The organism is Neobacillus sp. DHD-1R, assembly GCF_057747995.1.
On sequence record NZ_CM173232.1, the window covers coordinates 82,178 to 106,229 of the forward strand.

At 41.6% G+C, this 24,052-nt stretch carries 20 protein-coding genes; 16 read left to right on the plus strand and 4 right to left on the minus strand.

Annotated elements, in window-relative coordinates; translation table 11 throughout:
* The first annotated feature begins 4 nt into the window (after window positions 1-4).
* The 3 genes from AC3ANL_RS00390 (at window position 5) to AC3ANL_RS00400 (ending at window position 3,937) form a co-directional block, all read left to right on the plus strand.
* Window positions 5-1,735, plus strand: a complete 1,731-nt coding sequence (locus AC3ANL_RS00390) for a L,D-transpeptidase family protein (RefSeq protein WP_488327317.1) — start codon at window positions 5-7, stop codon at window positions 1,733-1,735.
* Window positions 1,736-2,165: 430 nt separating this feature from the next.
* The gene (locus AC3ANL_RS00395) at window positions 2,166-3,326 is read left to right on the plus strand and encodes an Alp7A family actin-like protein (protein ID WP_488327318.1); all 1,161 of its coding nucleotides are present in this window, start codon (window positions 2,166-2,168) and stop codon (window positions 3,324-3,326) included.
* 8 nt (window positions 3,327-3,334) lie between these two features.
* Window positions 3,335-3,937, plus strand: a complete 603-nt coding sequence (locus AC3ANL_RS00400) for a hypothetical protein (protein ID WP_488327319.1) — start codon at window positions 3,335-3,337, stop codon at window positions 3,935-3,937.
* 114 nt (window positions 3,938-4,051) lie between these two features.
* On the opposite strand, the gene AC3ANL_RS00405 is transcribed toward AC3ANL_RS00400, so the two are convergent.
* Entirely contained in the window at window positions 4,052-4,177 is a 126-nt protein-coding gene (locus AC3ANL_RS00405; protein WP_488327320.1) for a DUF4023 domain-containing protein, read from the minus strand.
* A 282-nt stretch (window positions 4,178-4,459) separates the two neighbouring features.
* Here AC3ANL_RS00405 and AC3ANL_RS00410 point away from each other — a divergent pair, with 282 nt between their 5' ends.
* Complete coding sequence (locus AC3ANL_RS00410; RefSeq protein ID WP_488327321.1) at window positions 4,460-5,401, plus strand: phosphotransferase family protein; 942 nt, start codon at window positions 4,460-4,462, stop codon at window positions 5,399-5,401.
* 57 nt (window positions 5,402-5,458) lie between these two features.
* Here the strand turns inward: AC3ANL_RS00410 and pepT are convergent, their stop codons facing one another.
* Together pepT and AC3ANL_RS00420 are read right to left on the minus strand one after the other, a co-directional pair.
* Complete coding sequence (gene pepT / locus AC3ANL_RS00415; RefSeq protein ID WP_488327322.1) at window positions 5,459-6,691, minus strand: peptidase T; 1,233 nt, start codon at window positions 6,689-6,691, stop codon at window positions 5,459-5,461.
* Between the two features lie 641 nt (window positions 6,692-7,332).
* Entirely contained in the window at window positions 7,333-8,061 is a 729-nt protein-coding gene (locus AC3ANL_RS00420) for a nuclease-related domain-containing protein (protein ID WP_488327323.1), read from the minus strand.
* Between the two features lie 425 nt (window positions 8,062-8,486).
* Between AC3ANL_RS00420 and AC3ANL_RS00425 the strand changes: the two genes are divergently transcribed.
* The 4 genes from AC3ANL_RS00425 to AC3ANL_RS00440 all read left to right on the plus strand — a co-directional run bounded on the left by AC3ANL_RS00425 (window position 8,487) and on the right by AC3ANL_RS00440 (window position 11,688).
* Window positions 8,487-9,110, plus strand: a complete 624-nt coding sequence (locus AC3ANL_RS00425; protein ID WP_488327324.1) for a TetR/AcrR family transcriptional regulator — start codon at window positions 8,487-8,489, stop codon at window positions 9,108-9,110.
* Between the two features lie 63 nt (window positions 9,111-9,173).
* Window positions 9,174-10,058 (plus strand): ABC transporter ATP-binding protein, encoded by an 885-nt coding sequence (locus AC3ANL_RS00430; protein ID WP_488327325.1) that lies wholly within the window; start codon window positions 9,174-9,176, stop codon window positions 10,056-10,058.
* Between the two features lie 6 nt (window positions 10,059-10,064).
* Window positions 10,065-10,862 carry a DUF2705 family protein gene (locus AC3ANL_RS00435; protein WP_488327326.1) on the plus strand — a complete coding sequence of 266 codons (798 nt, stop codon included), beginning with the start codon at window positions 10,065-10,067 and terminating at the stop codon, window positions 10,860-10,862.
* Between the two features lie 28 nt (window positions 10,863-10,890).
* Window positions 10,891-11,688 (plus strand): DUF2705 family protein, encoded by a 798-nt coding sequence (locus AC3ANL_RS00440; RefSeq protein WP_488329633.1) that lies wholly within the window; start codon window positions 10,891-10,893, stop codon window positions 11,686-11,688.
* A 289-nt stretch (window positions 11,689-11,977) separates the two neighbouring features.
* Here the strand turns inward: AC3ANL_RS00440 and AC3ANL_RS00445 are convergent, their stop codons facing one another.
* Complete coding sequence (locus AC3ANL_RS00445) at window positions 11,978-12,676, minus strand: hypothetical protein (RefSeq protein WP_488327327.1); 699 nt, start codon at window positions 12,674-12,676, stop codon at window positions 11,978-11,980.
* Between the two features lie 143 nt (window positions 12,677-12,819).
* On the opposite strand from AC3ANL_RS00445, the gene AC3ANL_RS00450 reads away from it, so the two are divergent.
* From AC3ANL_RS00450 to AC3ANL_RS00485, 8 genes are all read left to right on the plus strand, one after another.
* Complete coding sequence (locus AC3ANL_RS00450) at window positions 12,820-13,560, plus strand: gluconate 2-dehydrogenase subunit 3 family protein (RefSeq protein WP_488327328.1); 741 nt, start codon at window positions 12,820-12,822, stop codon at window positions 13,558-13,560.
* Between the two features lie 111 nt (window positions 13,561-13,671).
* Window positions 13,672-15,387 carry a GMC family oxidoreductase gene (locus AC3ANL_RS00455; protein ID WP_488327329.1) on the plus strand — a complete coding sequence of 572 codons (1,716 nt, stop codon included), beginning with the start codon at window positions 13,672-13,674 and terminating at the stop codon, window positions 15,385-15,387.
* Window positions 15,388-15,477: 90 nt separating this feature from the next.
* Entirely contained in the window at window positions 15,478-15,822 is a 345-nt protein-coding gene (locus AC3ANL_RS00460; protein WP_488327330.1) for an ASCH domain-containing protein, read from the plus strand.
* A gap of 324 nt (window positions 15,823-16,146) precedes the next feature.
* Window positions 16,147-17,877 (plus strand): ABC transporter ATP-binding protein, encoded by a 1,731-nt coding sequence (locus AC3ANL_RS00465; RefSeq protein ID WP_488327331.1) that lies wholly within the window; start codon window positions 16,147-16,149, stop codon window positions 17,875-17,877.
* Entirely contained in the window at window positions 17,877-19,718 is a 1,842-nt protein-coding gene (locus AC3ANL_RS00470; RefSeq protein ID WP_488327332.1) for an ABC transporter ATP-binding protein, read from the plus strand. The genes AC3ANL_RS00465 and AC3ANL_RS00470 overlap by 1 nt, the downstream gene beginning before the upstream one ends.
* 142 nt (window positions 19,719-19,860) lie before the next feature.
* Window positions 19,861-21,027, plus strand: a complete 1,167-nt coding sequence (locus AC3ANL_RS00475) for a hypothetical protein (RefSeq protein WP_488327333.1) — start codon at window positions 19,861-19,863, stop codon at window positions 21,025-21,027.
* Between the two features lie 183 nt (window positions 21,028-21,210).
* Window positions 21,211-22,416 carry an MFS transporter gene (locus AC3ANL_RS00480; protein ID WP_488327334.1) on the plus strand — a complete coding sequence of 402 codons (1,206 nt, stop codon included), beginning with the start codon at window positions 21,211-21,213 and terminating at the stop codon, window positions 22,414-22,416.
* Between the two features lie 319 nt (window positions 22,417-22,735).
* On the plus strand, window positions 22,736-23,908 hold the full coding sequence (locus AC3ANL_RS00485; RefSeq protein WP_488327335.1) for an ABC transporter substrate-binding protein: 1,173 nt from the start codon (window positions 22,736-22,738) through the stop codon (window positions 23,906-23,908).
* Window positions 23,909-24,052 lie beyond the last annotated feature (144 nt).

A 24,052-nucleotide genomic window follows, 5' to 3' on the forward strand; every position in this document is an offset into this window, starting at 1 on the left:
TGATATGAAAAAAAAGTTAGCGGTTATCTTTATTCTGTTATTTAGTGTCCTTTTCTTTAATGTACCAACAGAGGCTGCTGGCAGCTCACAATTAATTATTATTAACAAAAAGACCAACACGCTTGCCTATTATAATGGCGGTAAGTTAGTCAAAACTTTTAGTGTGGCTACTGGTAGATCAAGAGATTTAACCCCGGAAGGTAAATTTCGAATTGTGAACAAGATTGTCAATCGCCCTTACTATAAAGGTGGGATTCCCGGCGGTGATCCACGGAACCCATTAGGGAATCGATGGATGGGGCTAGAGGCAAGAGGTACTTATGGTACAACATATGGGATACATGGAAATGCCAATGAAAATTCGATTGGTAAGTATGTAAGTTCAGGTTGTGTACGGATGCACAATTCTGAAGTTCGCTGGCTTTTTAGTCAAATTCAATTGTACACAACGGTCATCATCACCTATTCAAGCAGCAGCTTTGACTCTATTGCGAAAGCAAATGGTTATTCAATTAGCTCGAATGGATGGGTGTTGTCAGGTGGGAATTGGTATTATTACGTTAACGGTGTCGCAAAAACCGGCTGGCTTTATCAAGGAAATAACTGGTATTACCTTGACAAGTCTGGTGTCATGAAGACTGGCTGGGTTTTAGATAAAGGAAAGTGGTACTTTTTACAAAAAAGCGGCGCGATGAAAACGGGCTGGCTGTTAGATCGCGGCAAGTGGTACTATTTAGAAAAATCCGGTGCGATGAAAACGGGCTGGTTAACGCATAATGGGAAAAAGTACTTCCTTGAAAATTCCGGAGTGATGAAAATTGGCTGGCTGAAGAGCGGTAATGACTGGTATTATTTCGACAATAGTGGTGCCATGAGGACCGGCTGGACTTCCGTTAAGGGGAAATGGTATTACTTACAAAGTAACGGAGTCATGAAAACGGGCTGGTTAGATGTATCCGGTAAAAAGTATTTCCTTCACAGCAGTGGCGTCATGGCCACAGGCTGGGTGAAAGTTGAAGGCAAGTGGTATTACTTTAATCCAAGCAGCGGCGTAATGGCGGTTAATACTGTCATTGAAGGGTACAAAATAGGTCCGGATGGTGTTTGGCTGGAGGTTGAATATGTCGCATTAGGGGATTCCTTAGCTGCTGGGATCACGCCAGAGGGAACAGATGGCTTAGGCTATCCTGACTATATTGCTAAAAACTTCAAGAAGGATTTAGTTGATTTTGATAACTTCGGTGTTTCGGGTTACACAACTGCAAAAGTGATTGATCAATTAAAAGATGTAAATAAACAAAAAGAAATTAAAGAAGCAACACATTTAACTATTGATATTGGGGCAAATGATTTACTTCCTGTACTTCAAACAAATCCAGCTCAAGCCCCTGCAGCAATTGCGGCAACAGCTGGGAATATTAACACTATTCTTACGACCATTGATCAATTGAATCCAAAGGTGAAGGTCTATGTAATGGGCTATTATAACCCATTCCTATATGTGAAAGATCTTCAACAAAAGGAACAGTTAAATCAATTATTACAAGCTTTTAATGCTCAAATTCAAGCCCAGGCGATTCAACATGGTGATACATTTGTCGCAACTGATACATTAATTGCAAGTAATTTGAAAGATTACCTTCCAGAGAGTCCTAATCCACAGTTAATAAATATCCACCTAAGTTTACCAGGATATGAAGCAGTGGCCGGAGAGTTCTGGAAAGTGATGAAATAGGGGTCACTACTCCACCCATTAATCAATAGTTCAATGAGTAATCTAGGCACCTGTCGAAGGGTGCCTTTTTTCTGTTCTAAACGGGCCTGTTGTTTTCAACTTTGGGAACCTCCGATGAAATATTTGTCACATTACTTAAATGTTTACAGTGGTGTATACGTGTATACGTTTTGTAAACTTTGTGTGTACAATAATGTTTACATGTATACAAATGTGTTTACATATTGGTATAACTGAATGTATACATAGTTTGCTTGATTGTTTACAAATATGTATACCTGTAGACATTTGTTTACATATTGTTTACTGTTTTACACTTTCATTTCTTTTTGGGTAGCCTCATTGAAGAATCTACTAATCTCCTATAGCCTTAATAGATAGGGATTGAGATAAAAGTACTTAATCTATTAAATGAAAAGGAATGATAGTAATGACTAAATCCAGAGTTGCCGCGGTTGATGTCGGGAATGATTCCATTAAGGCCATTTTCGGAGAATTAGAGTATGAATTAAATATTCCTAACATTATCGCTCGAGATACAGAAGACCGCCCTGTCATTGGGATAGAAGAACTAGATAACAAAAATCCATTAGACGGCGTTCACATTAAGGTACACTCCCCTGCCCTCAAAGAAAACAATGTCGTTTATCGTGTGGGAAACCTTGCAACCAAGAGTAATAATGCGACTGAATTAGACCCTGGCAGCAGCAAGTCTGAGGAAGACCAAACACTGATTATGCTTTTTGCTACATTGGCCTTAGATGCGGTCAAACAAGACAGCTTTCCACGAGCCAAAAATGTGATTGATGCGACCTATACATTGGGAACAGGCCTGCCTCTTCGTGAAGTGAAAGAAGGTAAGGATGCCGGATATCGATCAAAATTAGTGGGTTCGGTCCATCAGGTTGAATTTTTAGTCACACCGAAATACCAGGGCTTAAAGGTTAATATTAAATTCAATGAAGTTAAGGTTTATCCAGAGGGATTTGCCGCTTATATTAACCTAGTCATGGATAATAATTTAAAAATCATTAATAAGGACTTAATTGATAAGCGAATCTTAATCCAAGATATTGGCGGGTTATCAACCGATATCGCGGTGATTAAAAATCGTAACGTCGATGATGATAAGGCACAAGGATTTAATCTGGGCGTTTCCGAATCGTTAGAAGCCATTCGTGAAGAAATTAGGACGAAGCACGGCATTGAACTAGATAGCCGCCGTGATGTAGTAGAAATTATTACGAGAAAAAATGACCGAAATCATATTATGGTTAAAGGGAGCAGGACAAGTGTTCATGACATTACCGATCGCATCTTGCTTGATTTAGCCAAAAAACAATACCGGTTATTACGAAATGTGTGGCAGAAGAACTCGCAAACGGAAATTTGTTATTTCGTCGGCGGCGGAGCCCATGTTTTGAAGGACTATCTAAAAACATTAAATAATAATTTAGATGGCTATAATATCGAATTCTTTGAAGACGATAAGGAAAGTATTTGGATGATGGCTAATGCCTACTATAAACTGATCACAGATTTTATCAGAAAAACGGAGAAACCCGCAGCAGAGCCAGTCAAAACTAAATAGGTGATGGTATGAACAAAACACCTTCAAATGAAGTGAAGCGAGGCCAAGCGATTTCTTTTCGCGTTCCTTCAGATACCCCTGACCATATAGTCAAACATTTGCAAAAGTTAAAGGAAACAGAGAGAAGAAATTTTTCTAGTAAGATTGCTGAGTTTGTCTTGCAAGGAGTTAGCCAATCTTTTTCAAGAGATAAGGAAACCGTCACCATCCCGCTTCCGAAAAATTTAACAAAGGCCCAGCGGGATTGGCTAAAGTATGAGCATTCAGAAGCATTATTAGGAAGTATTGTCTATCAACTCATTTCAGACCCAGTTCGGGCCACATCCTTATTGGCTTCCTTAAATAGTAATGCTGTAGATATTGAGGAGGCATTGTATCTTCAAGAGGAAGGAGTGTTTCCCGCACCCCCTGACTATGTAACGGTTGAAACCGCAGCTGCCAAAGAGGTTGTGACCGTCCCTAGCGACTTGACTGATCTAGAAGATGATTTGGATTCCTTTGATTGGGAAAGTGCTAATAAGGAGCAACCATCTGCTGAAGATGAAACTAATCAGGAAGAACTTGATGCAGATGATCTCTTGGGGGGATTTTTGGCGAATATGAATAAGTGATATTGATAAGAAGGGCCAAAACTAGTTTGTTGACTAGCTTGGCCCTTTGTTTGTTATTGGATTAGATGGTTCTATGCAGAGCCGCCGCTGACCAGGGCGCTTGCGCTTTTCTATTTAATGCTCGTGATTAGGTAATTTTTCCGCTTGATGTCCTTTGCTCTGGCGCTCTTTATTTTTCTTGTCTTTTTCCTGCTTTTCATGCAGCTTTTCGACGAATTCATGTGTGTTACTTTGATCCATATTTGTGACCTCCTTTTGGAAATTGTACCAATGTTAGTGTGACCAACAAGTATCAAAATATGTAACCCCCTTGAGTGAATATTTTTGAAAAATTAAGCCCTTTATCCTGAAATGAGAAATAAACCTCCACTATGTTCATAAGTATTAAATAAGTCTTTTTGGCGGTTATTGATTGATATCGATGTAGACCTATACACTTGCTATAAATGCAGATTGACATTATAGCCATTGTGCAAAGGTAATGAATCTATAAAACTATTTTTTATGAGTAGGTGGAGGCCTATGGAATTGCCTATTAATATTGTCTTGGACAACGGTATGCTGAATGATGCGTTAATTGTGGGAAAAGAAATCCTCTATAAAGGGATGAACGGGAGATTTGTGGAAAGATTTTATCTATCACCAACGGTAAGTTTTATTTTTAAACCATTAACCAACAATGGTCAGTTAGGCAAAGAAGTATGGGTCCACGAACATATCCTTCCTCATTTTCCTGCCATATTTCCTAAAATTATTTCCTATAAAATAACTGAGCAGCCAGAACATAATTGGATGATTCTAGAAGACCTTGGACCATTATCTCATGACTTTAATGAGGCAAGTGTAATGGGGGTAATCAAGTGGGCGGCATGGTGGCACTCTTTTCCCATTGAAAAACTAGGCGATATCCCGGCGACAGGACTCAAGCCGCAGATCGAAGACATTGTCGCTGAGGTCACCCGTTTGAAGGATGAATTCTTACGTCAGTTGCCGGCGTTACAGTTGGAGATACGCCCAATTGAGCATATTTTTATCCTTCTTAGGAAAATTGAATTTACGAATCGGCTGGTGTTGTCGCATGGAGATTTGCATGTGGGTAATTTTGCAATCGCTGCTAACAGGTTGATAATTCTGGACTGGGAACATACCCACTTAAATACTCCTTATTGGGATTTGTATCATGTGATTGATATGTCCCATCCCCTCTTTCCGAAGCAGGTGAGCTTGGAGTTTCGGGAGCAGATCTTGAAAACTTATCTTGATCAGATAGAGATCGAAATAGATGGCGAGGTATTTATGAAAGAGTATTATTTGTTCTCTGCGGTGTTTTCCATCTGGATGATTTTACTCATTCAAAGGGACATCCAAGAGAGTGACGGCAAATGGCCTGTGGAACAACTGCATACCCAACTAAAAGAGACGATTTTAAGTCTTCAGCAATGTGCAGACGCACTTTGTTCTTAAAGCTCTTTTCATAAAAAAACTAACCACTCATCATGAATGGTTAGTTTTTTTGAAAAATTAAGCCTTTTTCTCTGTTAGTTTGATGATTTCAATAACGGTTTGTGTTGCTTTAATCATATTATCAACAGAAATAAATTCAAATTTGCCGTGGAAGTTTTCGCCGCCAGTAAAAATATTAGGCGTTGGCAGTCCCATATAAGAAAGCTGAGAGCCATCAGTGCCGCCGCGGATTGGTTTAGTAATCGGTGCGATGTCCAAGCTCACCATCGCTTCATGGGCAATGTCGACAATTCCCATGACCGGCTCAATTTTCTCTTTCATGTTGTAATATTGATCCTTTAATTCAAGCACGACCTTGTCACTGCCATATTTCGCTTGAAATTCATTGACGATGTTTTCAAGCGCCGTTTTCCGGGCATTGAATTTTTCTCTGTCATGATCCCGGATAATATAATGAAGAGTTGTTAGCTCCACATCACCATTGAAGGCAAGCAGGTGGAAGAAACCTTCGTATCCTTCCGTGTATTCCGGTGCTTCTTGGGCTGGCAGCTTGCTATGTAATTCCATGGCAATCTTCATTGAATTCACCATTTTGTCTTTCGCAGATCCCGGGTGAATGTTGTTGCCTTTGATGGTAATTTTGGCTCCAGCGGCGTTAAAGCTTTCGAATTCCAGCTCCCCTAGCGGACCACCATCGACCGTGTAGGCATATTTCGCATTGAAGGCCGCAACGTCGAACTTATGTGGACCTCTGCCAATTTCCTCATCAGGTGTGAACGCAACGCGAACCTTACCATGCTTAATTTCCGGATGCTGAAGAAGGTAGGCCATGGCGGTCATGATTTCCGTCACACCGGCCTTGTTGTCAGCACCAAGCAGGGTCGTACCGTCTGTAGTGATTAAGGTATGGCCTTTGTAATCTGGTAAGCTCGGAAAGTCTTTTGGTGATAGGACGACATTTAAGGCATCGTTAAGTACGATTTCTCCGCCGTCATAGTTTTCAACGAGCTGGGGATTGACATTTTTGCCGGTGAAGTCAGTAGCTGTGTCAACATGGGCTAGGAAACCGATCGTTGGCACGTCCTTTTCCGTGTTGGACGGTAAGGTCGCCATTACATAACCATTTTCATCAATGCTGACCTCATCCATGCCAATTTGTTTCAACTCTTCCACTAGCATGCGGAGCAATGTCCATTGTCCCTCCGTAGATGGACATGTTTCACTGTTTTCATCCGATTGTGTGTCTACTTTTACATAGGAAGTAAATCTTTCAATTAATTCATTTTTCACCTGTACTGCACACCTCTTTTTTAGTTATTTACATGCTTATAATATCACTCTGAAAGAAGGAAGGCGAGTTGTGCAGCGGAAAAGCGGGCGCATCTTGCGGATAGGCGATGCCAACTAGCGGAAGACATGCTGCAACTAGCGGAAAAGCGATGCCAATTAGTGAATGGCAAGCCAACTAGCGGAAAACGTGCGCCAACTAGCGGATAAGCATCTGCAACTAGCGGATAAGTGACGCCAATTAGCGAAAGGCAAGCCAACTAGCGGATGGCGTGCTCTAACTTGCGTATAGGCATCTACAACTAGCGGAAAAGCAACGCCAATTAGCGAAAGGCAAGCCAACTGGCGGAAGACGAGCGCCAACTAGCGGATAAGCATCTGCAACTAGCGGATAAGTGACGCCAATTAGCGAAAGGCAAGCCAACTAGCGGATGGCGTGCTGCAACTTGCGTATAGGCATCTACAACTAGCGGAAAAGCGACGCCAATTAGCGAAAGGCAAGCCAACTGGCGGAAGACGAGCGCCAACTAGCGGATAAGCATCTGCAACTAGCGGATGGCGTGCTGCAACTAGCGTATAGGCATCTGCAACTAGCGGATAAGCTGTGCTAACTTGCGGGATGCGCTCAAACTTGTGGATGGAAGTTATTCACTCTTTGAACTAAAGTCCATTTTATATAAACGATATCTAAATGCTCCCTCACTGGTGAGGTTCATACTTCGCAATATACGAGTAGCAGTGTAAATATCAACATGCAGAAACTCCCTGCACTCTCGATTTGTCATACTCGGTTTAAACAACAAAAACCACTCGCGCAATGTCCTTTGAGCGGCCTGGTAATCAGTTGCCTGACAAAAAGGACAAACCCATGTCCTCGGAATCTTAACCATTCCCAATTTCCCACACTTAAAGCAGCGTACACCCGTTTGAAAATCTCCAAAAGGTATATGATAGGACTCACAAATCGGCTTTGGAATAAAGGGCTGATGACTATGCAGGAGCTCGTTAGAAAGCCAGTGGAAAGTTTCTACATCTAATTTTTTTCCTTGCTGCGGGAGACTTTTTATAAAAGAGGGAATCAAACTAGGGAAAAAAAGTTTTGTGTTTGCAGGAGGATGGGAGACAATTTGCTTCGGATACGCTAGAACTACTGCACCATAAAGAGGGAGATGGATGTTTCGCCGTCTAAGCCAGTCCGTTAATAATTCATAGTTGCGCTCTAATTGGACAACTGGGCTCTCAAAACCATCCCTATGTCCATCCTCCCTTGTTCGAATTAATTGTGGAGGATTATTTTTGAACTCTAAGATGCCGCCAATATTTTTTACTTCTAAAACCGCACCAAACCAAGGGGTCATCGCAAACGTGTCCATTTGAAATTTTTCGTCAGATGAAGGGGATAAATCGTGGAAAGTATGCTGCATAAATGGAAATGAGGTATTTCGGAAGATCTGGCCACTCTCTCCTCTCCTCCGATACCCGCTTCAACTGCCGCTTGTTTCCCTGCTAAAACCGGTTGGATAGGATGGTCTGCAGATAAGCGATTTTGCGCGGAGATGAATCCTTCTAACCTCAATGATGGATCTCTCTCTTTAATAATAATAGTCATACACCTCCATAAAATAGTGCTTCCACATGCATCGTAGCACATCCCCAAGACCCATACTATTACCACAAAACGAAATTCATATTTTTGTAAAAATTTAGGTCTTTCATCTATTGACCAGAGGAGTCAACGGGATTATAATGACACCATTGACTAGTGTGGTCAATTGTTATACAAGGAGGTTTGCCTAACATGTTTTCTAAATTTCTCAACTTAGATAAAGAAAAACAAGATCGAATCATAAATGCTGCCATAAAGGAGTTTGCTCAGAAAGGATATGACTTGGCCTCGACAAATGAAATCGTGAAGGAAGCGGGCATATCTAAAGGATTACTGTTTCATTATTTCCAAAACAAGCAGCTGTTGTTCTTATTTTTGTTCGACTATTGCGTTCAAATCATGACCGATGATTTTTACAAAAAGGTCGACTTGACAGAACCGGATTTTTTCACCAGAATCCGCCAATCAGTATTAATTAAAATGGAGCTGTTGAACCAATACCCCGACATCTTTAAATTTATCGAAGAGGCGTATTTGGATGACTCAAAGGAAATAAAAGCTGAAATAGAAAATAAGACGAAAAAACTGACCGAGATTAATATCGGTAAAATTTACGAAGGCATAGACATATCCAAATTTAGAGATGATATTGAGCTTCAAAAAATCTTTAAAATAATCATGTGGACCTTTGAAAAATTGAGTGATGAAGAGCTTTACAAAGCGAAGTTATCACCGGGACACAAACTGGATTATCAAAGAATTAGTGCCGAAGCGGAAGAATACTTCGAGGTGTTAATGAAATGCTTTTATAAATGATGACGAGCAATCAGGTTCATGAGATGTAGTCAAATAAACCATTCAAATGAGGGGGCTGGAACCATGAATGTGATCGAAATAAAAAACCTTACCAAAACTTACGGCAAAGCTAGAGGAATCAGCAACATCAGCTTTAACGTGGAAGAAGGCGAGATCTTTGGCTTTATTGGACCAAACGGTGCCGGTAAATCCACGACCATCCGAACGCTCTTGTCACTTATCTACCCAACCAGCGGCAGCGCAACGATTTTTGGAAAAGATTGCATTCAATTTGCACCGGAAATAAAAAAGGAAATCGGCTACCTGCCGTCAGAGGTTTTTTACTATGACAATATGAAGGTAAAGGATCTATTAAACTATTCAGCTAGCTTTTACAAAAAGGATTGCAGGAAGAGAATCAGAGAATTGGCGGAAATTATGGACCTTGATCTCCATAAAAAAATTGATGATCTCTCCCTGGGAAATAAAAAAAAGGTCGGAATCGTGCAAGGGCTGCTCCACGAGCCAAAGCTCATCATTTTGGATGAGCCGACAAGCGGCCTCGACCCGCTCATGCAGCAAAGGTTCTTTGAGTTGCTCGAAGAAGAGAATAAAAAAGGAGCGACAATTCTCTTTTCGTCACACATCTTAAGCGAAGTGCAGCGGTTGTGTAATCGGGTTGCCATCATTAAAGAAGGTAAGATTGTTACCGTAGAAAAGATTAGTACGTTACAAGAAAACAACTATAAAAAGTTCAAAGTCGAAACGAATGCCCCCCTTGATCCGAACTACTTCAACATAATCGGCGTTAATAATCTTGAGGTGAAGGGTAATCTAACAAGCTTTTTATTTAAAGGGAATATTAATACCATCATGAAAAAATTAGCGGAAATGGACATCGCCAATCTTTGGATTGAAGAGCCCGACCTTGAGGAGATCTTTTTGCATTACTACGAAAAGGAGGCCTAGAAAGCTATGAATATCTTTAGGCATGAATTAAAGGCTTATCGGAAATCAACACTGATCTGGTCAATCTCTTTAATCCTGATGATCGTTTTGTTTATGTCCTTTTATGCTTCCTTTGCGAAGGATGCAGAGGAGTTTATCACCTTACTGAAAAATTATCCGGGGCCGATCAGAAAGGCCTTTGGGATCAACTTGGATAACTTCTTTTCCATTCTTGGATTCTATAGTTATCCGCTTACCTTTATCACGCTATGCGGAGCGATTCAGGCTATGAATCTCGGAACGAGTATTGTCAGCAAGGAGGTTCGGGATAAAACAGCTGACTTTCTGTTAACTAAACCGGTAACCCGTACGTCGGTTTTAACTGCCAAGTTATTGTCGGCATTCGTCTCAATTGTGATCACCTTTGTCGTTTACTTCGTTGCGGCCAGCATCACGGCCCTGCAAGTGAAGACAACCGAGTTCAGTTTTACCGTCTTTTTTCTGCTGTCACTTACCTTATTATTTGTGCAGCTTATTTTTCTAGCGATAGGAATCATCATTTCTGTGCTGGCTGCAAAGATTAAATCGGTTCTGACCGTGTCACTAGCTACTGTATTTGCATTCTACTTTATTGGCATGTTTAGTGCGACATCAGGTGATGAAGTGAAACGATACCTCTCACCATTTAAATACTTTGATAACGGTTATATCATGGAACATTCCAGCTTTGAAGCGTCCTTTTTAATAACCGGTGCGGTCATTATCATCGTTGCGATTGCCGTAAGTTATTTCGTTTATACCAAAAAGGATATCCATGCGGTTTAATGGAAAGCGATGAGGGGAGGGTTTGATCATGAATATATTTTTAAAAGAAATGAAGTCGCATCGAAAATCGCTCATCTTTTGGTGCATCGGTGTCTTCCTCATGGTGGTATCAGGCATGAGTAAATATGAAGCGTATTCGTCATCGGGTCAATCCATGAACGATTTGCTGGCCGACATGCCTAAATCATTAGCCGCCGTATTAGGTTTCAATGATCTGGATGTCTCAAAGGCAAGCGGCTATTATGGATTGCTGTTCCTCTATTTGTTATTGATGGCTACCATCCATGCTGCGATGCTGGGGGCGACGATTATTGCCAAGGAGGAGCGCGATAAAACGGCGGAGTTCCTATTCGTAAAGCCGGTCTCGCGGAGTAAAGTAATTACCGCCAAACTTATGGCGGCTTTTGTGAATGTGGTTATCGTTAATCTCGTTACCTTTGCATCATTCATTGCTTTAATGGGAAAATACAGCCATGGGGAAAAGATTAATGGTGATATTGCGATCACCATGGCGGGCATGTTTATTTTGCAAATCCTGTTTATGGTCATTGGCAGTGCCCTTGCGGCGGTGAAAAAGAAACCAAAAACTGCGGCTTCACAAGCGACAGCCATCCTGCTGCTTACTTATGTACTGTCCGTTGCTATTGATTTGAATGAGGACATGGAAGGGTTAAAATACCTCACCCCTTTTAAATATTTTGAAGCGAAAAATGTCATGTATGGCGGCGGACTGGATGCGGTGTTTGTCGTCCTATCTGTTGCCTTGATTGCATCACTAGCGGTTGTAACCTATGTATTTTATAAAAAGAGAGATTTAACGGTGTAAATAGAAAAAGCGGGAGCCCTTTGTTGGGGCTTCCGCTTTTCTTACTATATAAGAATTTATAAGCTTTGGCTTTGAGAATTGTCCAGCTCCATAAGAGTAAGCTTCGGAAGCATAACTTCGCACGAAGGAAAAGCGATAGCTTTTCCGAGGAGCGCCCTAGCGGCTAGTGTCCTTCGCCCTCCGCCCTACGATAAGTCAACATCAAATCGCCTCCGGCTCTTTGTGTTTCCTTTATCTCAGTTGGAGTGCTCCAGGCCATACGCCGCTGAACAGGGCGCTTCCGCTTTTCTTACTTTTCATTTGCCATTTTAACCAGTGTAATGATATCAGTTGATAGAGAGGTATAATTAGGCTTGTCCGCTTTAATGTTGGCCTTAATTCCATCAATAAGCGGCAATGCCTTTGGATTGGTAATCGTTAAGATTTGTACTTGGCCGTTAAAAGCTTTTTCCATTACTTCTTTGGCTTTTTCCATATTATCATCGGTATTTAGTTTCGATACGTCAACTCCGTCAAGGTTTCCCTTTCCTGAAGAACCGGAGGTATTCGTTAGCACTTTTGTTTGCATCTCGTCGTAGCGGGTAGAGGTAGTTTCTTGTCCTGCCCTTGCTAGAACAATTGTATCATCGAGTACAAATACTTTTATGCCCGGGATCCCTTCTCCTGCAAGCCTCGATTCCAAATGTGATGAAATTCCGCCATCATGCAAGCTTGAGCTGCCAATCAAGCTATAGACATTTGTCCCCATTCCATTTGTGGTTTGCTTGTTTCCGTTCGTCGTATTTTTCTTCTCACGGTCCACACTTGGAATCACATTTGGATTATCCGTAGACCCATGGACATGACCATTCCCTTTCGTATTTAAAGATTTATCATGAAGATTTGAAGCTGCCCCTACTCGATTCTCCCCTTGTTGGCCTGAGCATCCAGTAAGAACGAGTACCGCCATAAAAAATGACACACAGGAAGTTTTTAAAATTGGTTTCATAATTTTTCCTCCTTTTTTTATGGTTTGCCCTTTTCCTTTTAAAAGTATGAATGGATTTTTATGGGAACACACATAATAACCAGAAATGGTGATTTTGCTGAAATGTAAAGACGTTTGTTGAAGAAAATCAGGAGGTGTCGACATTGGTTGAAGAAAATAAAGAAATTCCAGAATCCGTTTCAAGAAGGAGTTTTATTCGTAATGCCGGTTTGACAGTTGGCGGGCTGGCAGTTGGCGGAATTATTGGAAGCCTAATCTCCCGTGACAAGGAGAAAAATACAAAAGAAACTCAAAAGAAGACCGAAGATTTTAATCAAGCTCTGATGTACTTTACACCTGAGCAATACCAGGTGGTAGAGGCAGCTACGGAGCGGATTTTCCCAGCGGATGATCATGGTCCAGGAGCAAAAGCACTAGGCGTGGCCTTCTTTATTGACCATCAATTATCCGGTAATTGGGGCTTTAATGCCCGCGAATATATGCAGGCCCCTTTTTTTCGAGGCGAAAAAGTACAAGGATATCAAGGCCGTCTAAATCGCAGAGACATTTTCGATATTGCTCTCCGTGAAATACAAAACCATTGTCAAGCCGTCTATAAGAAGGCCTTCACTGAACTAAGCGGGGAGGAACAGGATGCGGTTCTAAGAGACTTTGAGGGAGATAAGGTAAATGTAACAACCATTTCTCCAAGTGGTTTTTTTCAAATGCTGAGGAGTGTCACATTGGAAGGTGCATACAGTGATCCACTGTATGGCGGAAATAAAAATATGGATGGCTGGGAAATGAAAAAATACCCTGGCAGCCAAATGGCTTACGCTGAAATTATAGAAAAGGATTTTCAGAAGATTAAGCCGCAAAGCCTAAAAAGCCATTTAAATCATTAAAAACAGAAGGCCTGGGTACTGCAGCAAGATACTAGAAAAACGGAACCAACTTTTAATTATATAAGAACTACTTAAATATTTTGCTAACTATTAAAAAAAGAAGGTGGATGTATGGCGAGGAAATTGCCAAAAGTCGATGTTGTCATTGTTGGAGTTGGTTGGGCGGGAGGAATTATAGCCTCCGAACTAACAAAAAAGGGGTTAAAAGTAGTTGGTTTGGAAAGAGGAAAGGAACGAAAAACGGAAGATTATTTTATGGTGCATGATGAATTACGCTACGCACTCCGATATGAGCTCATGCAAGACCTATCAAAGGAAACCATAACGTTCAGAGGAAATGAAAATATCCGTGCCCTGCCAATGCGGCAATACGGTTCGTTTTTGCTTGGTGATGGCTTAGGCGGTTCAGGTGTTCATTGGAATGGACAAACGTTCCGTTTTTTGCCGTACGATTTTGAAATCTATAGTAAAACTGTTGAACGGTATGGAAAAAAGAAAATACCGGCCGATATGGCAATTCAAGATTGGGGAATTACTTACGACCAATTAGAGCCATATTACGATAAATTTGAGAAGCTTACCGGGATTTCAGGGGAGGAAAATCCACTCGCTGGAAAACGGTCTGATAAATATCCGACGCCGCCAATGAAAAAGTCGCCTGCCATTAAAATGTTTGAACAGGCCACAAAAAAGTTGAAGCTCCATCCGTATATGATGCCATCTGCTAACCTATCGGAGTCTTATAAAAATCCAGATGGTATTCAAAGAGCAGCTTGTCAATATTGTGGGTATTGCGAGCGCTTTGGCTGTGAATATGGGGCAAAAGCCGATCCAGTCGTCACCGTTATTCCCGTCGCCAACAAAACAGGCAACTTTGAAATTAGAACGCATTCCAATGTTAGAAGGATTTTAAAGACAGGAAATACAGTAACGGGTGTCTTATATACAGATGTAACAACCGGTGAAGAAATTGAGCAGCCTGCTGATATTGTTGTGTTAACAAGCTATGTATTTAATAATATTCGCCTGTTGTTAATGTCTGATGTAGGCAGACCTTACGACCCTAACACGGGAAGGGGTGTAATTGGGAAAAATTATGCCTATCAAGTGATTAAAGGGAATGCGATTGGCTTTTTCGATGATAAAGAATTTAGTACCTTTGCCGGTGCAGGCGCCCTAGGGATGGTGGTGGATGATTACAATGGTGATAATTTTGACCATAGCAATGTGAATTTCATTCATGGCGGGATGATTTCACTTGCCCAAACAGGATTAAGACCGATTCAAAACAATCCAGTTCCTGGAGGAAAGCCAACATGGGGCAAGGAATTCAAGGCAAATTCAATCAAGTATGCCAATCGCTTCTTATCAGTAGCATCCCAAGGCTCCTCCATGCCGTTTAAGCGTCATTATCTAGACCTTGACCCAAGCTTTAAAGATGCCTATGGAGATCCTCTTATTCGGATAACCTTCGATTTCGAAGAACAAGACCGTCAAATGGCAATATTCTTAGCAAAAAAGTGTGAATCTGTATTAAAGGAAATGGGAGCAAACCATATCGATACGATGAAGGACTTAGGGCCATATGATATTACTACCTATCAATCCACCCATAATACCGGCGGTGTCATCATGGGGGCTGATTCGGATACATCGGCAGTAAACAATTATATGCAAATGTGGGATTACGATAATCTATTCGTGGTTGGGGCATCTGCATTCCCGCATAACTCTGGCTACAATCCAACAGATACGGTTGGGGCATTAGCCTACCGTGCGGCAGAAGGTATCCTTGCTTACCGTGATAAAGGTGGACAGGTTGTTTAGCAGCCTCGGACATACGCTTGAAATTGGATTTAACTATATAGAAAGTGTTAATATGGTAAAATAGACCAAGTAAGAGAGGAGTGAAGACAAATGCCAAATAATAACGAAACGCTGCCGCCAAAAACCTGTTCAATTGAACGGTTAGTTACACTCCAGCCAGATGTACAGAAGGTTCTTGCTGGAGAAAAAACGGCCACACGCCGAAATGGCCGTTATGCCGATCCAGGAGAGATTATGACGCTAGAAGGGCGCCAGTTTGTGGTTGAAAAGGTATATTCGCAAAGCTTAGGTGAACTGACAGATGATGACGCCCGCCGTGAGGGCTTCGAAAATGTTGAGGAATATAAACAAACGATTCTTTCTTATCATAAAGGCATGCCGTGGCTGCCGCAAATGCGCGTCTGGGTTCATGAATTCCGCCCTGTCCAAGACTAATAATAAAACACTCCCCATGCATGAGTTTGCCGTTGCAACTCATGCTATTTTTTTTGTCATATAAGAATTTAAAAGTTTTGGCTTCGAGAATTGTCCAGCTCCAGCGCCCTAGCGGCTAGTGTCCTTCGCTCTCCGCCCTACGATAAGTCAACATCGAATCGCCTCCGGCTCTTCGTGTTTCCTTTATCTCAGTTGGAGCGCTCCAGGCATACGCCGCTGACCAGGGCTCTTCCGCTTTTCTTGTAATCCAATTTAATTGTGTTATTACGGTAAACGAAATTATAATAGCATTACAACATTTGGCAGATCGTATGGGGTGAGAGGATGACGTTTTTAGCAAAATACATAAAAAGATATTGGAAGTCGTTTAGCATAGCTGTTCTTTTTCTTACCTTTGAGGCGATTAGTGACTTGATGCAGCCGACCATTATGGCAAAAATTATTGATGAGGGAGTGGTGAATCGAGATATTCATTACGTCCTTAAAATGGGCGGTCTAATGCTGCTGATTACCGCGTTAGGGGCAATAAGTGCATCAACAAGAAGTGTAATTGCCAGTATTGTCTCACAAAATTTTGGAACAGAACTTCGGTCGGATTTGTTTAAGAAAGTTCAAACGCTGTCGTTCAAAAATCTCGATAAATTTGACCGTGCATCCTTAATCACCCGCCTCACAAACGATGTGACCCAAGTGCAGGTGTTCGTGAATGGGCTGATGCGTATTTTCGTGAAGGCCCCCTTATTGGCGATTGGCGGACTTGTGATGGCGACACGTTTAAATCTGCATTTATCGGTTGTATTAGCAGTGGTCGTGCCGATCGTTGCTCTATTAATCGTCCTTAATTTACGCTTGGGATTTCCCCGCTTTTCCAAAGTGCAACAGGCATTAGACCGGGTGAACTCTGTTGTCAGGGAGTATTTATCAGGTGTCCGCGTGGTCAAGGCGTTTAACCGCTTTGACATCGAGATGGGCAAGTTTACCAAGGCCAATGTCCTTTTCAAAGATCAATCGATCGCCGCAGGGCGTCTCATGGCGACGTTTAGCCCGGCGATTATGCTCACCGTGAATCTTGGTATCGTCGTCGTTCTGTGGATCGGCGGTCTTGGGGTTGATTCCGGTGACATTCAAGTTGGTCATATCATTGCATTTATCAATTATATGACGCAAATTTTATTTTCCCTAATGATGATCTCGATGGTTTTCAATATGTTTGTCAGGGCAAAAGCTTCAGCTGGAAGAATTAATGAAGTATTTTTACAGGAGGATTTTTTCTCTTGGGAAAGTGAGACCGTACAGCCGGACTCAATTGAAAAAGGGAGAATTGATTTTGAAAATGTGACCTTCTCCTATGAAGGAATAAGCGGTGAGCCTATCTTAAAAAATATTAATCTTACCATCCTGCCTGGCGAAACGGTCGGCATTATAGGTTCCACCGGCTCGGGTAAAACGACTCTCGTAGGGCTGATTCCTCGCTTCTACGATGTCAAGAGCGGGACGATAAAAGTAAATGGTCAAGATATCAAACGGATAAACCCTAAACAACTACGGGATAAGATAGCCTTTGTTCCACAAAAAAATATTCTGTTTACCGGCAGTGTTGCAGCGAACATCCGCTGGGGTAAAGAGGATGCAACAGAGGAAGAAGTCATCACTGCCGCAACGATCGCAGGCGCTCATGATTTTATCGAAACCTCCCCAGAAGGCTATCAGACGAGTATTGGCCAAAGTGGTGTTAATTTTTCAGGCGGGCAGAAGCAGCGAATCTCGATTGCTCGCGCATTAGTCAAACAACCGCAGATATTAATCTTAGATGATAGTACCAGTGCGGTTGACGTCGCAACCGAGACTAAGATTAAAGCAGCCTTGAAAAAATATGCTAAGGGTCTGACCTGTTTATTGATAGCCCAGCGAATTACCTCTATCATCGATGCAGATAAAATTGTTGTGCTGGATCAAGGAGAGCTCGTTGGCGTGGGGACCCACCGTGAATTACTCGCAGAGTGTCAGGTTTATCAAGAAATCTATCAATCACAAATGGGCAAGGAGGTCTTGTAATGGCAAAAGGAGCGGAACAAACACCCACTACCCCTCCTCCTCTTCGGCCCGGCGGCGCTCACCGCATGAGGGGACCCGTTGTGAAGCCGAAGAATTTTAAAGGAACCCTCAAACGCCTTTGGCATTATTTTGGCCATGAGCGAAAAATGCTGTCCCTGATTTTTTTCTTTATTATCATCGATGCGGTCCTGATGCTGCTGGCCCCGTATTTAATCGGAAGGGCCGTTGATGCGATGAGTCTCCATCATGGCAAAGTAGATTTTAATTTTCTAGAAATCATGATTGTCATCCTCATTTGTGCCTATGTAGCCGACGCCGCCCTCACGTTTTTGCAGGGGTGGTTGATGGCTGGGGTTGCCCAGAGAGTAGTCAAGCGGCTAAGGGACGCCCTGTTTAAGAAACTGCAAAAGCTGCCCGTGTCCTTTTTTGATTCACGAACACATGGGGAATTAATGAGCCGGCTATCCAACGATGTCGATAACGTAAGCAATACCATTTCTCAGTCCACCACGCAATTAATGTCAGGGGTAATCGTGATTGTGGGCTCTTTACTCATGATGGTCATGTTAAGTCCGTTGCTAACACTCGCAAGCTTAGTGACGGTACCGCTTGTATTTTTGCTGACACGGACGATTGCGAAAAGAACAAGTGTATTATTTAAAAATCAACAAATCCAACTTGGGACATTGAATGGTCATATTGAGGAAACAATCTCGGGGATTGAGGTTGTTAAAGCGTTTAATCATGAGGATAAGGTGATCGAGGAGTTTGAAGCAGTGAATAAAAAACTGCGCGATGTCGGCTTGAAGGCACAAATTTGGTCTGGCTTTTTAATGCCAATCATGAACGTGATTAATAATCTTGGCTTTGCAATAGTCGCCGTTATTGGCGGGATTCTAGCTGTTAAGAGCTTAATCACGGTAGGGGCCATTGCGAGCTTCATCACCTATTCAAGACAATTCGTCAGGCCCTTAAATGACCTCGCTAACATTTTTAATATTCTTCAGTCAGGTGTGGCGGGGGCTGAGCGGGTCTTTGAGGTTATTGATGAACAAGAAGAGCCGGCAGACTCGCCAACAGCTATTGATTTAGTAAATCCGAAAGGTCATGTTGTTTTTGAAAACGTCAGCTTTGGTTATCGCCCGGATGTACCGATTTTAAAAAATGTCAGCTTTGAAGCGGATGTGGGCAGTAGTACTGCCTTAGTAGGACCAACGGGTGCAGGAAAAACAACCATCGTGAACTTATTAACAAGATTTTATGACGTGACAGGCGGAAGAATTTTGCTGGATGGCCATGATATTCGGGACTACACAAGGGATAGTTTACGGAAATGCTTTGGTTTTGTCCTTCAGGACACTTACCTATTTTCCGGGACGATTAAGGAAAATATTAAATATGGGAAGCCGGATGCAAGTGATGATGAAGTAGAGCAGGCAGCAAGGATGGCCAATGCTGATGTCTTTATTAAACGGCTGCCTAAACAATATGAAACGGTTTTATCGGAAAATGGCGGCAACCTAAGCCAAGGACAGCGCCAGTTGCTAGCCATTGCCAGAGTGATGTTAGCAAAGCCTGCCCTGCTCATTTTGGATGAGGCGACAAGCAGTATTGATACAAGAACAGAGCTTCATATACAAGAAGCCCTGCTAAAATTAATGGCGGACCGGACCAGCTTTATCATCGCCCACCGCTTAAATACGATTCGCGATGCCGATGCGATTATGGTAATCGACGATGGCCAGATCATTGAAAAAGGAAATCATGAGGAATTAATGAATGCACAAGGAAGGTATTATCAGATGTTTTTTAATCAATTTAAAAATGTCGATGGGGATTAAAATAAATATAGATTGGAAGAATTAATAAAAATATTGTAGAATTTGGTATATTTATGTAAAATATAACTATTGCTTCTTTTGTAGACTAGTAATCTAGTTTATATAGTCAGAGGTTCATTACATAAGAAATAGGAGGATTTTTGTGAAAAGAATTATTGCTCTATCAAGTTTTTTATTCATTTTCCTTTTAGCAGTGCTTCCAGCAAATGTTTCACATGCTGCTTCTAAACCTGCTGAGCTTTCTAGTATCACTCTTTTTACCAATAAAGGTGAAATCAAAGCAGTGAAAACCGGTAACAACTTTGCATTCAACTTAGTAGGAGTGAATGGAAACATTCAGGTTCAAAAGGTTGGATTTACTTCTACAACTGATGCTAAGATTGTATCTCTTTTTTCTGATTCTGATGAAGATTCAGACCTACAATTTGTGGATGGGAAAGCTGTTTTAGATTTAGAAAAGTTACTTGGTTGGTTAGACCGTGGTAACGATGATTTAGGTATTTATGACGGAGAAAATTATCTATTCACAGTTCAAACTATCAAAGATCTTGCTTATGATGAGGAAAAAATTAACGGTTTTGTTGATGACGTCAATGGCAAGCAGAGTAAATTTACTGTAAGCTTTGATACTACTAAATGGGTTAGACAAAATAGTAAATGGTACTTCATCGGTCCAGACAGTGATTCAGCTACTGATTTTGCCAAAGGATGGGCAGAAGACCAAGGCAAGTGGTACTATTTAGATCCTGCCAGTGGTGCAATGAAAACTGGCTGGGTAAAAACAGGCGGCAAATGGTACTTCCTAAATCCAAGCGGAGCAATGGCGACAAGCTGGGTTAAATCGGGAGGTAAATGGTACTTCTTAAATCAAAACGGTGCGATGGCAACTGGCTGGGTTAAGGACAAAGGTACATGGTACTTCCTAGACGGCAGCGGAGCAATGAAGACTGGCTGGATTAAATCAGGCGGTAAATGGTATTTCTTAAAGTCAAGCGGGGCAATGGCAACTGGCTGGGCTAAAGTATCAAAAAATTGGTATTATTTAAATGGTAATGGTGCGATGGCAACCGGCTGGGCTAAAGTATCGAACAAATGGTATTATTTAAAGGGCAGCGGTGTAATGGCAACAGGCTGGGTTAAAGTATCAAATAAATGGTACTATCTAGATGCTGGCGGTGTCATGAAGACTGGCTGGGTAAAAACAGGCGGCAAATGGTACTTCTTATACAGCGGCGGCCACATGGCAGCTAACACAAGAATTGGAAAAGACTGGGTAGGCGCTAATGGCGCATGGGTCCCTGGTAAATAATATAGTTGATTGAGAGAGTGTCTAGTGCATTCTCTCTTTTTTTATCCACTTTTTTAATAAAGTGGTGACAAGTGTAAAGACAGTTGATAGAATACATATTGTTTGATAGTTTTACGACCTGTACCTAAATTAGTGGATTTTAGGGAATAATGTAAATAACAGTTAGAACATAGGGGGATCCAGATGAACAACAAAAAAGAAATATCAACCCGGAGATTATTAGGGATTGCCGGAATGGGCTGGATGTTTGATGCTATGGATGTGGGGATGCTCAGCTTCATTATTGCAGCCTTAAAGGTCGAATGGGAGTTAACACCAGGACAAATGGGCTGGATTGGGAGTATCAACTCGATTGGGATGGCCGTAGGGGCCCTTATTTTTGGTTTAATGGCTGATCGAATCGGCAGGAAAAATGTCTTCATTATAACCTTATTATTATTTTCTGTTGGGAGCGGCGCTTCCGCTCTCACCACTTCATTTGCAGTCTTTTTAATGTTTCGGTTTATCATTGGTGCCGGCCTTGGCGGAGAGCTTCCTGTTGCCTCTACACTTGTTTCTGAGACCGTTTCTGCAGAAAAGCGCGGCCGGATTGTCGTTCTGCTTGAAAGCTTTTGGGCAGGCGGCTGGTTAGTGGCCGCACTCATTTCTTATTTCATCATTCCGAAATTTGGCTGGCAGATTGCCTTACTAATTAGTGCCATACCCGCTTTATATGCATTATACTTACGAATAGGATTACCGGATTCACCACGTTTTACAGCCGTAAAGGACAAGGTAAGAATCTCCCCCCTCCAAAGTTTTAAAAAATTATGGACGAAAGATTACGGGCGGGCAACGGCAATGTTATGGATTGTTTGGTTTTGTGTCGTCTTTTCTTATTATGGCATGTTTTTATGGCTCCCAAGTGTCATGATTATGAAAGGCTTCAGCCTAATCAAAAGCTTTGAATATGTGTTAATCATGACGTTAGCACAGCTGCCTGGCTATTTTACGGCAGCATGGTTTATTGAAAAATTAGGCCGGAAGTTTGTGTTAGTGGTCTACTTAATTGGTACAGCCATAAGTGCGTACCTGTTTGGCTCGGCAGAATCAACGGCAATGCTGATGACTGCAGGAATTCTTTTATCCTTCTTTAACCTTGGCGCATGGGGCGGTCTTTACGCCTATACCCCTGAACAGTATCCAACCATTGTTCGTGGGACAGGCACCGGTATGGCTGCAGCAGTTGGACGGATTGGCGGTGTCTTAGGACCATTATTAGTAGGTAATCTTGTTGCCAAACAGGTTTCCATTTCATCTATTTTTATGATCTTCTGCATTTCAGTCCTAATCGGGGCAGGCGCGGTCTTCTTTTTGGGAAAAGAAACGAAAAATAAAGAATTAGTATAATAAAAAAGCTTTAAGAGATTCCTTAGCTGGGGTCTCTTTTTTTCTTTGCAGCCAAAAAAAACATATTCAGCCCAAATAGTTAAAAAGTGATTTTCCTATTCACAGAAAATTAAATTATTCTTGACTTTAGTCAAATAGAGCGTTTAAAATAAGAAACGGCTCATTTCTCTTAATTTTTAAAATTATTTTAATATACCTCATAATAAGACTAGACGAACGTCCAAATATTTTGTACAATATTTTCAGAATATTATCTCTTTTTAAAACAGTTGGACAACGTAATTGGGAAAATTTTTTACGAAAAAGAGGGGGAAGGTCTATGAGGAAAAAGAGATTAGCTGGTGTTTTTATGTCGTTTATGGTAGCAGCAGGGGTTTTGGCAGGATGTAATTCAAGTGCTAGTGGTGATGGGGACAAGGGGGGAACGATTAAAATCGGTGCGAACTTAGAACTATCTGGCGGGGTAGCTTCTTATGGCCAATCGGCAAAAGAAGGTATTGAACTAGCGATTGAGGAAATTAACAAAAAGGGCATCGATGGTAAAAAACTGGAGCTCGTGACAGTCGACAATAAGTCGGATGCAGCGGAAGCTACCAATGGTGCTATTAAACTAGCCTCGCAAGATAAGGTCGTAGCGATGATTGGTGCAGCAACGAGTACCAATACATTAGCACAAGTGCAGATTGCACAAGATAACAAAATTCCATTAATTACACCAACTGCAACAAACGCAACGATTACAAATAAAGACGGCAAGCTAAATGACTTTGTCTTCCGGACATGTTTCATAGACCCATTCCAAGGCACGGTTGCAGCGAACTTTGCCACCAATGATTTGAAGGTTAAGTCAGCGGCTATTTTGATTGACAGCTCAAGTGACTACTCCAAAGGTCTTGCAGCTTCTTTTAAAAAGTCATTTACTGAAAATGGCGGAAAAATTGTTAAAGAAGAAGCATACGTGGCAAAGGATACGGATTTCCGTGCCACTTTAACCAATATAAAAGCATCAAATCCAGAGTATGTATTCGTTCCAGGTTTCTATGAAGAAGTAGGGTTAATTATCAAACAAGCTCGTGAGCTTGGCATAAAAGCACCAATCATGGGTGGCGACGGTTGGGACTCTCCTAAACTAGTAGAAATCGCAGGAGCAGCTTCACTTGATAACACATTTATTACAAACCACTATTCATCTGGTGATAGTGACAAAAAGGTTCAAGAGTTTGTTACAGCTTTTAAAGCCAAATACAACGGTAAATCTCCAGATGCCTTTACTGCACTTGGATATGATACAGTCTACTTCGTTGCCGATGCGATTAAGCGTGCTGGAAGCAGCGATCCAAAGAAAATTCAAAAGGCGCTTGCAGAAACAGATGGATTAGAACTTGTTTCTGGAAAAGTGAAGCTAGATAAAAACCATGATCCAATCAAAGCCGCTGTTATCTTAGAGTACAAAAATGGTGAACAACAATTTAAGACAAAGATAAATCCATAAAAAAAGCTGCAGGTGCTGCAGTTAGACATTCACATAGTTTGTCAAAACGGATAGGGAGCGTGACGCCTCCCTATTCCCCTTTATAAAAGAAAAGCACGTTTCCCAACATGCCAATCTTGTTTAATCATAATTTATAGAAATGTT

Coding starts and splice junctions, on each gene's coding strand:
- AC3ANL_RS00420 (WP_488327323.1), bottom strand. CDS start 8,061: ATGGACACGTTTGCGATGACCCCTTGGTTTGGTGCGGTTTTAGAAGTA.
- AC3ANL_RS00470 (WP_488327332.1), top strand. CDS start 17,877: ATGGCAAAAGGAGCGGAACAAACACCCACTACCCCTCCTCCTCTTCGG.
- AC3ANL_RS00435 (WP_488327326.1), top strand. CDS start 10,065: ATGAATATCTTTAGGCATGAATTAAAGGCTTATCGGAAATCAACACTG.
- AC3ANL_RS00480 (WP_488327334.1), top strand. CDS start 21,211: ATGAACAACAAAAAAGAAATATCAACCCGGAGATTATTAGGGATTGCC.
- AC3ANL_RS00485 (WP_488327335.1), top strand. CDS start 22,736: ATGAGGAAAAAGAGATTAGCTGGTGTTTTTATGTCGTTTATGGTAGCA.
- AC3ANL_RS00440 (WP_488329633.1), top strand. CDS start 10,891: ATGAATATATTTTTAAAAGAAATGAAGTCGCATCGAAAATCGCTCATC.
- AC3ANL_RS00425 (WP_488327324.1), top strand. CDS start 8,487: ATGTTTTCTAAATTTCTCAACTTAGATAAAGAAAAACAAGATCGAATC.
- AC3ANL_RS00455 (WP_488327329.1), top strand. CDS start 13,672: ATGGCGAGGAAATTGCCAAAAGTCGATGTTGTCATTGTTGGAGTTGGT.
- AC3ANL_RS00410 (WP_488327321.1), top strand. CDS start 4,460: ATGGAATTGCCTATTAATATTGTCTTGGACAACGGTATGCTGAATGAT.
- AC3ANL_RS00395 (WP_488327318.1), top strand. CDS start 2,166: ATGACTAAATCCAGAGTTGCCGCGGTTGATGTCGGGAATGATTCCATT.
- AC3ANL_RS00465 (WP_488327331.1), top strand. CDS start 16,147: ATGACGTTTTTAGCAAAATACATAAAAAGATATTGGAAGTCGTTTAGC.
- AC3ANL_RS00405 (WP_488327320.1), bottom strand. CDS start 4,177: ATGGATCAAAGTAACACACATGAATTCGTCGAAAAGCTGCATGAAAAG.
- AC3ANL_RS00445 (WP_488327327.1), bottom strand. CDS start 12,676: ATGAAACCAATTTTAAAAACTTCCTGTGTGTCATTTTTTATGGCGGTA.
- AC3ANL_RS00430 (WP_488327325.1), top strand. CDS start 9,174: ATGAATGTGATCGAAATAAAAAACCTTACCAAAACTTACGGCAAAGCT.
- AC3ANL_RS00400 (WP_488327319.1), top strand. CDS start 3,335: ATGAACAAAACACCTTCAAATGAAGTGAAGCGAGGCCAAGCGATTTCT.
- AC3ANL_RS00460 (WP_488327330.1), top strand. CDS start 15,478: ATGCCAAATAATAACGAAACGCTGCCGCCAAAAACCTGTTCAATTGAA.
- AC3ANL_RS00390 (WP_488327317.1), top strand. CDS start 5: ATGAAAAAAAAGTTAGCGGTTATCTTTATTCTGTTATTTAGTGTCCTT.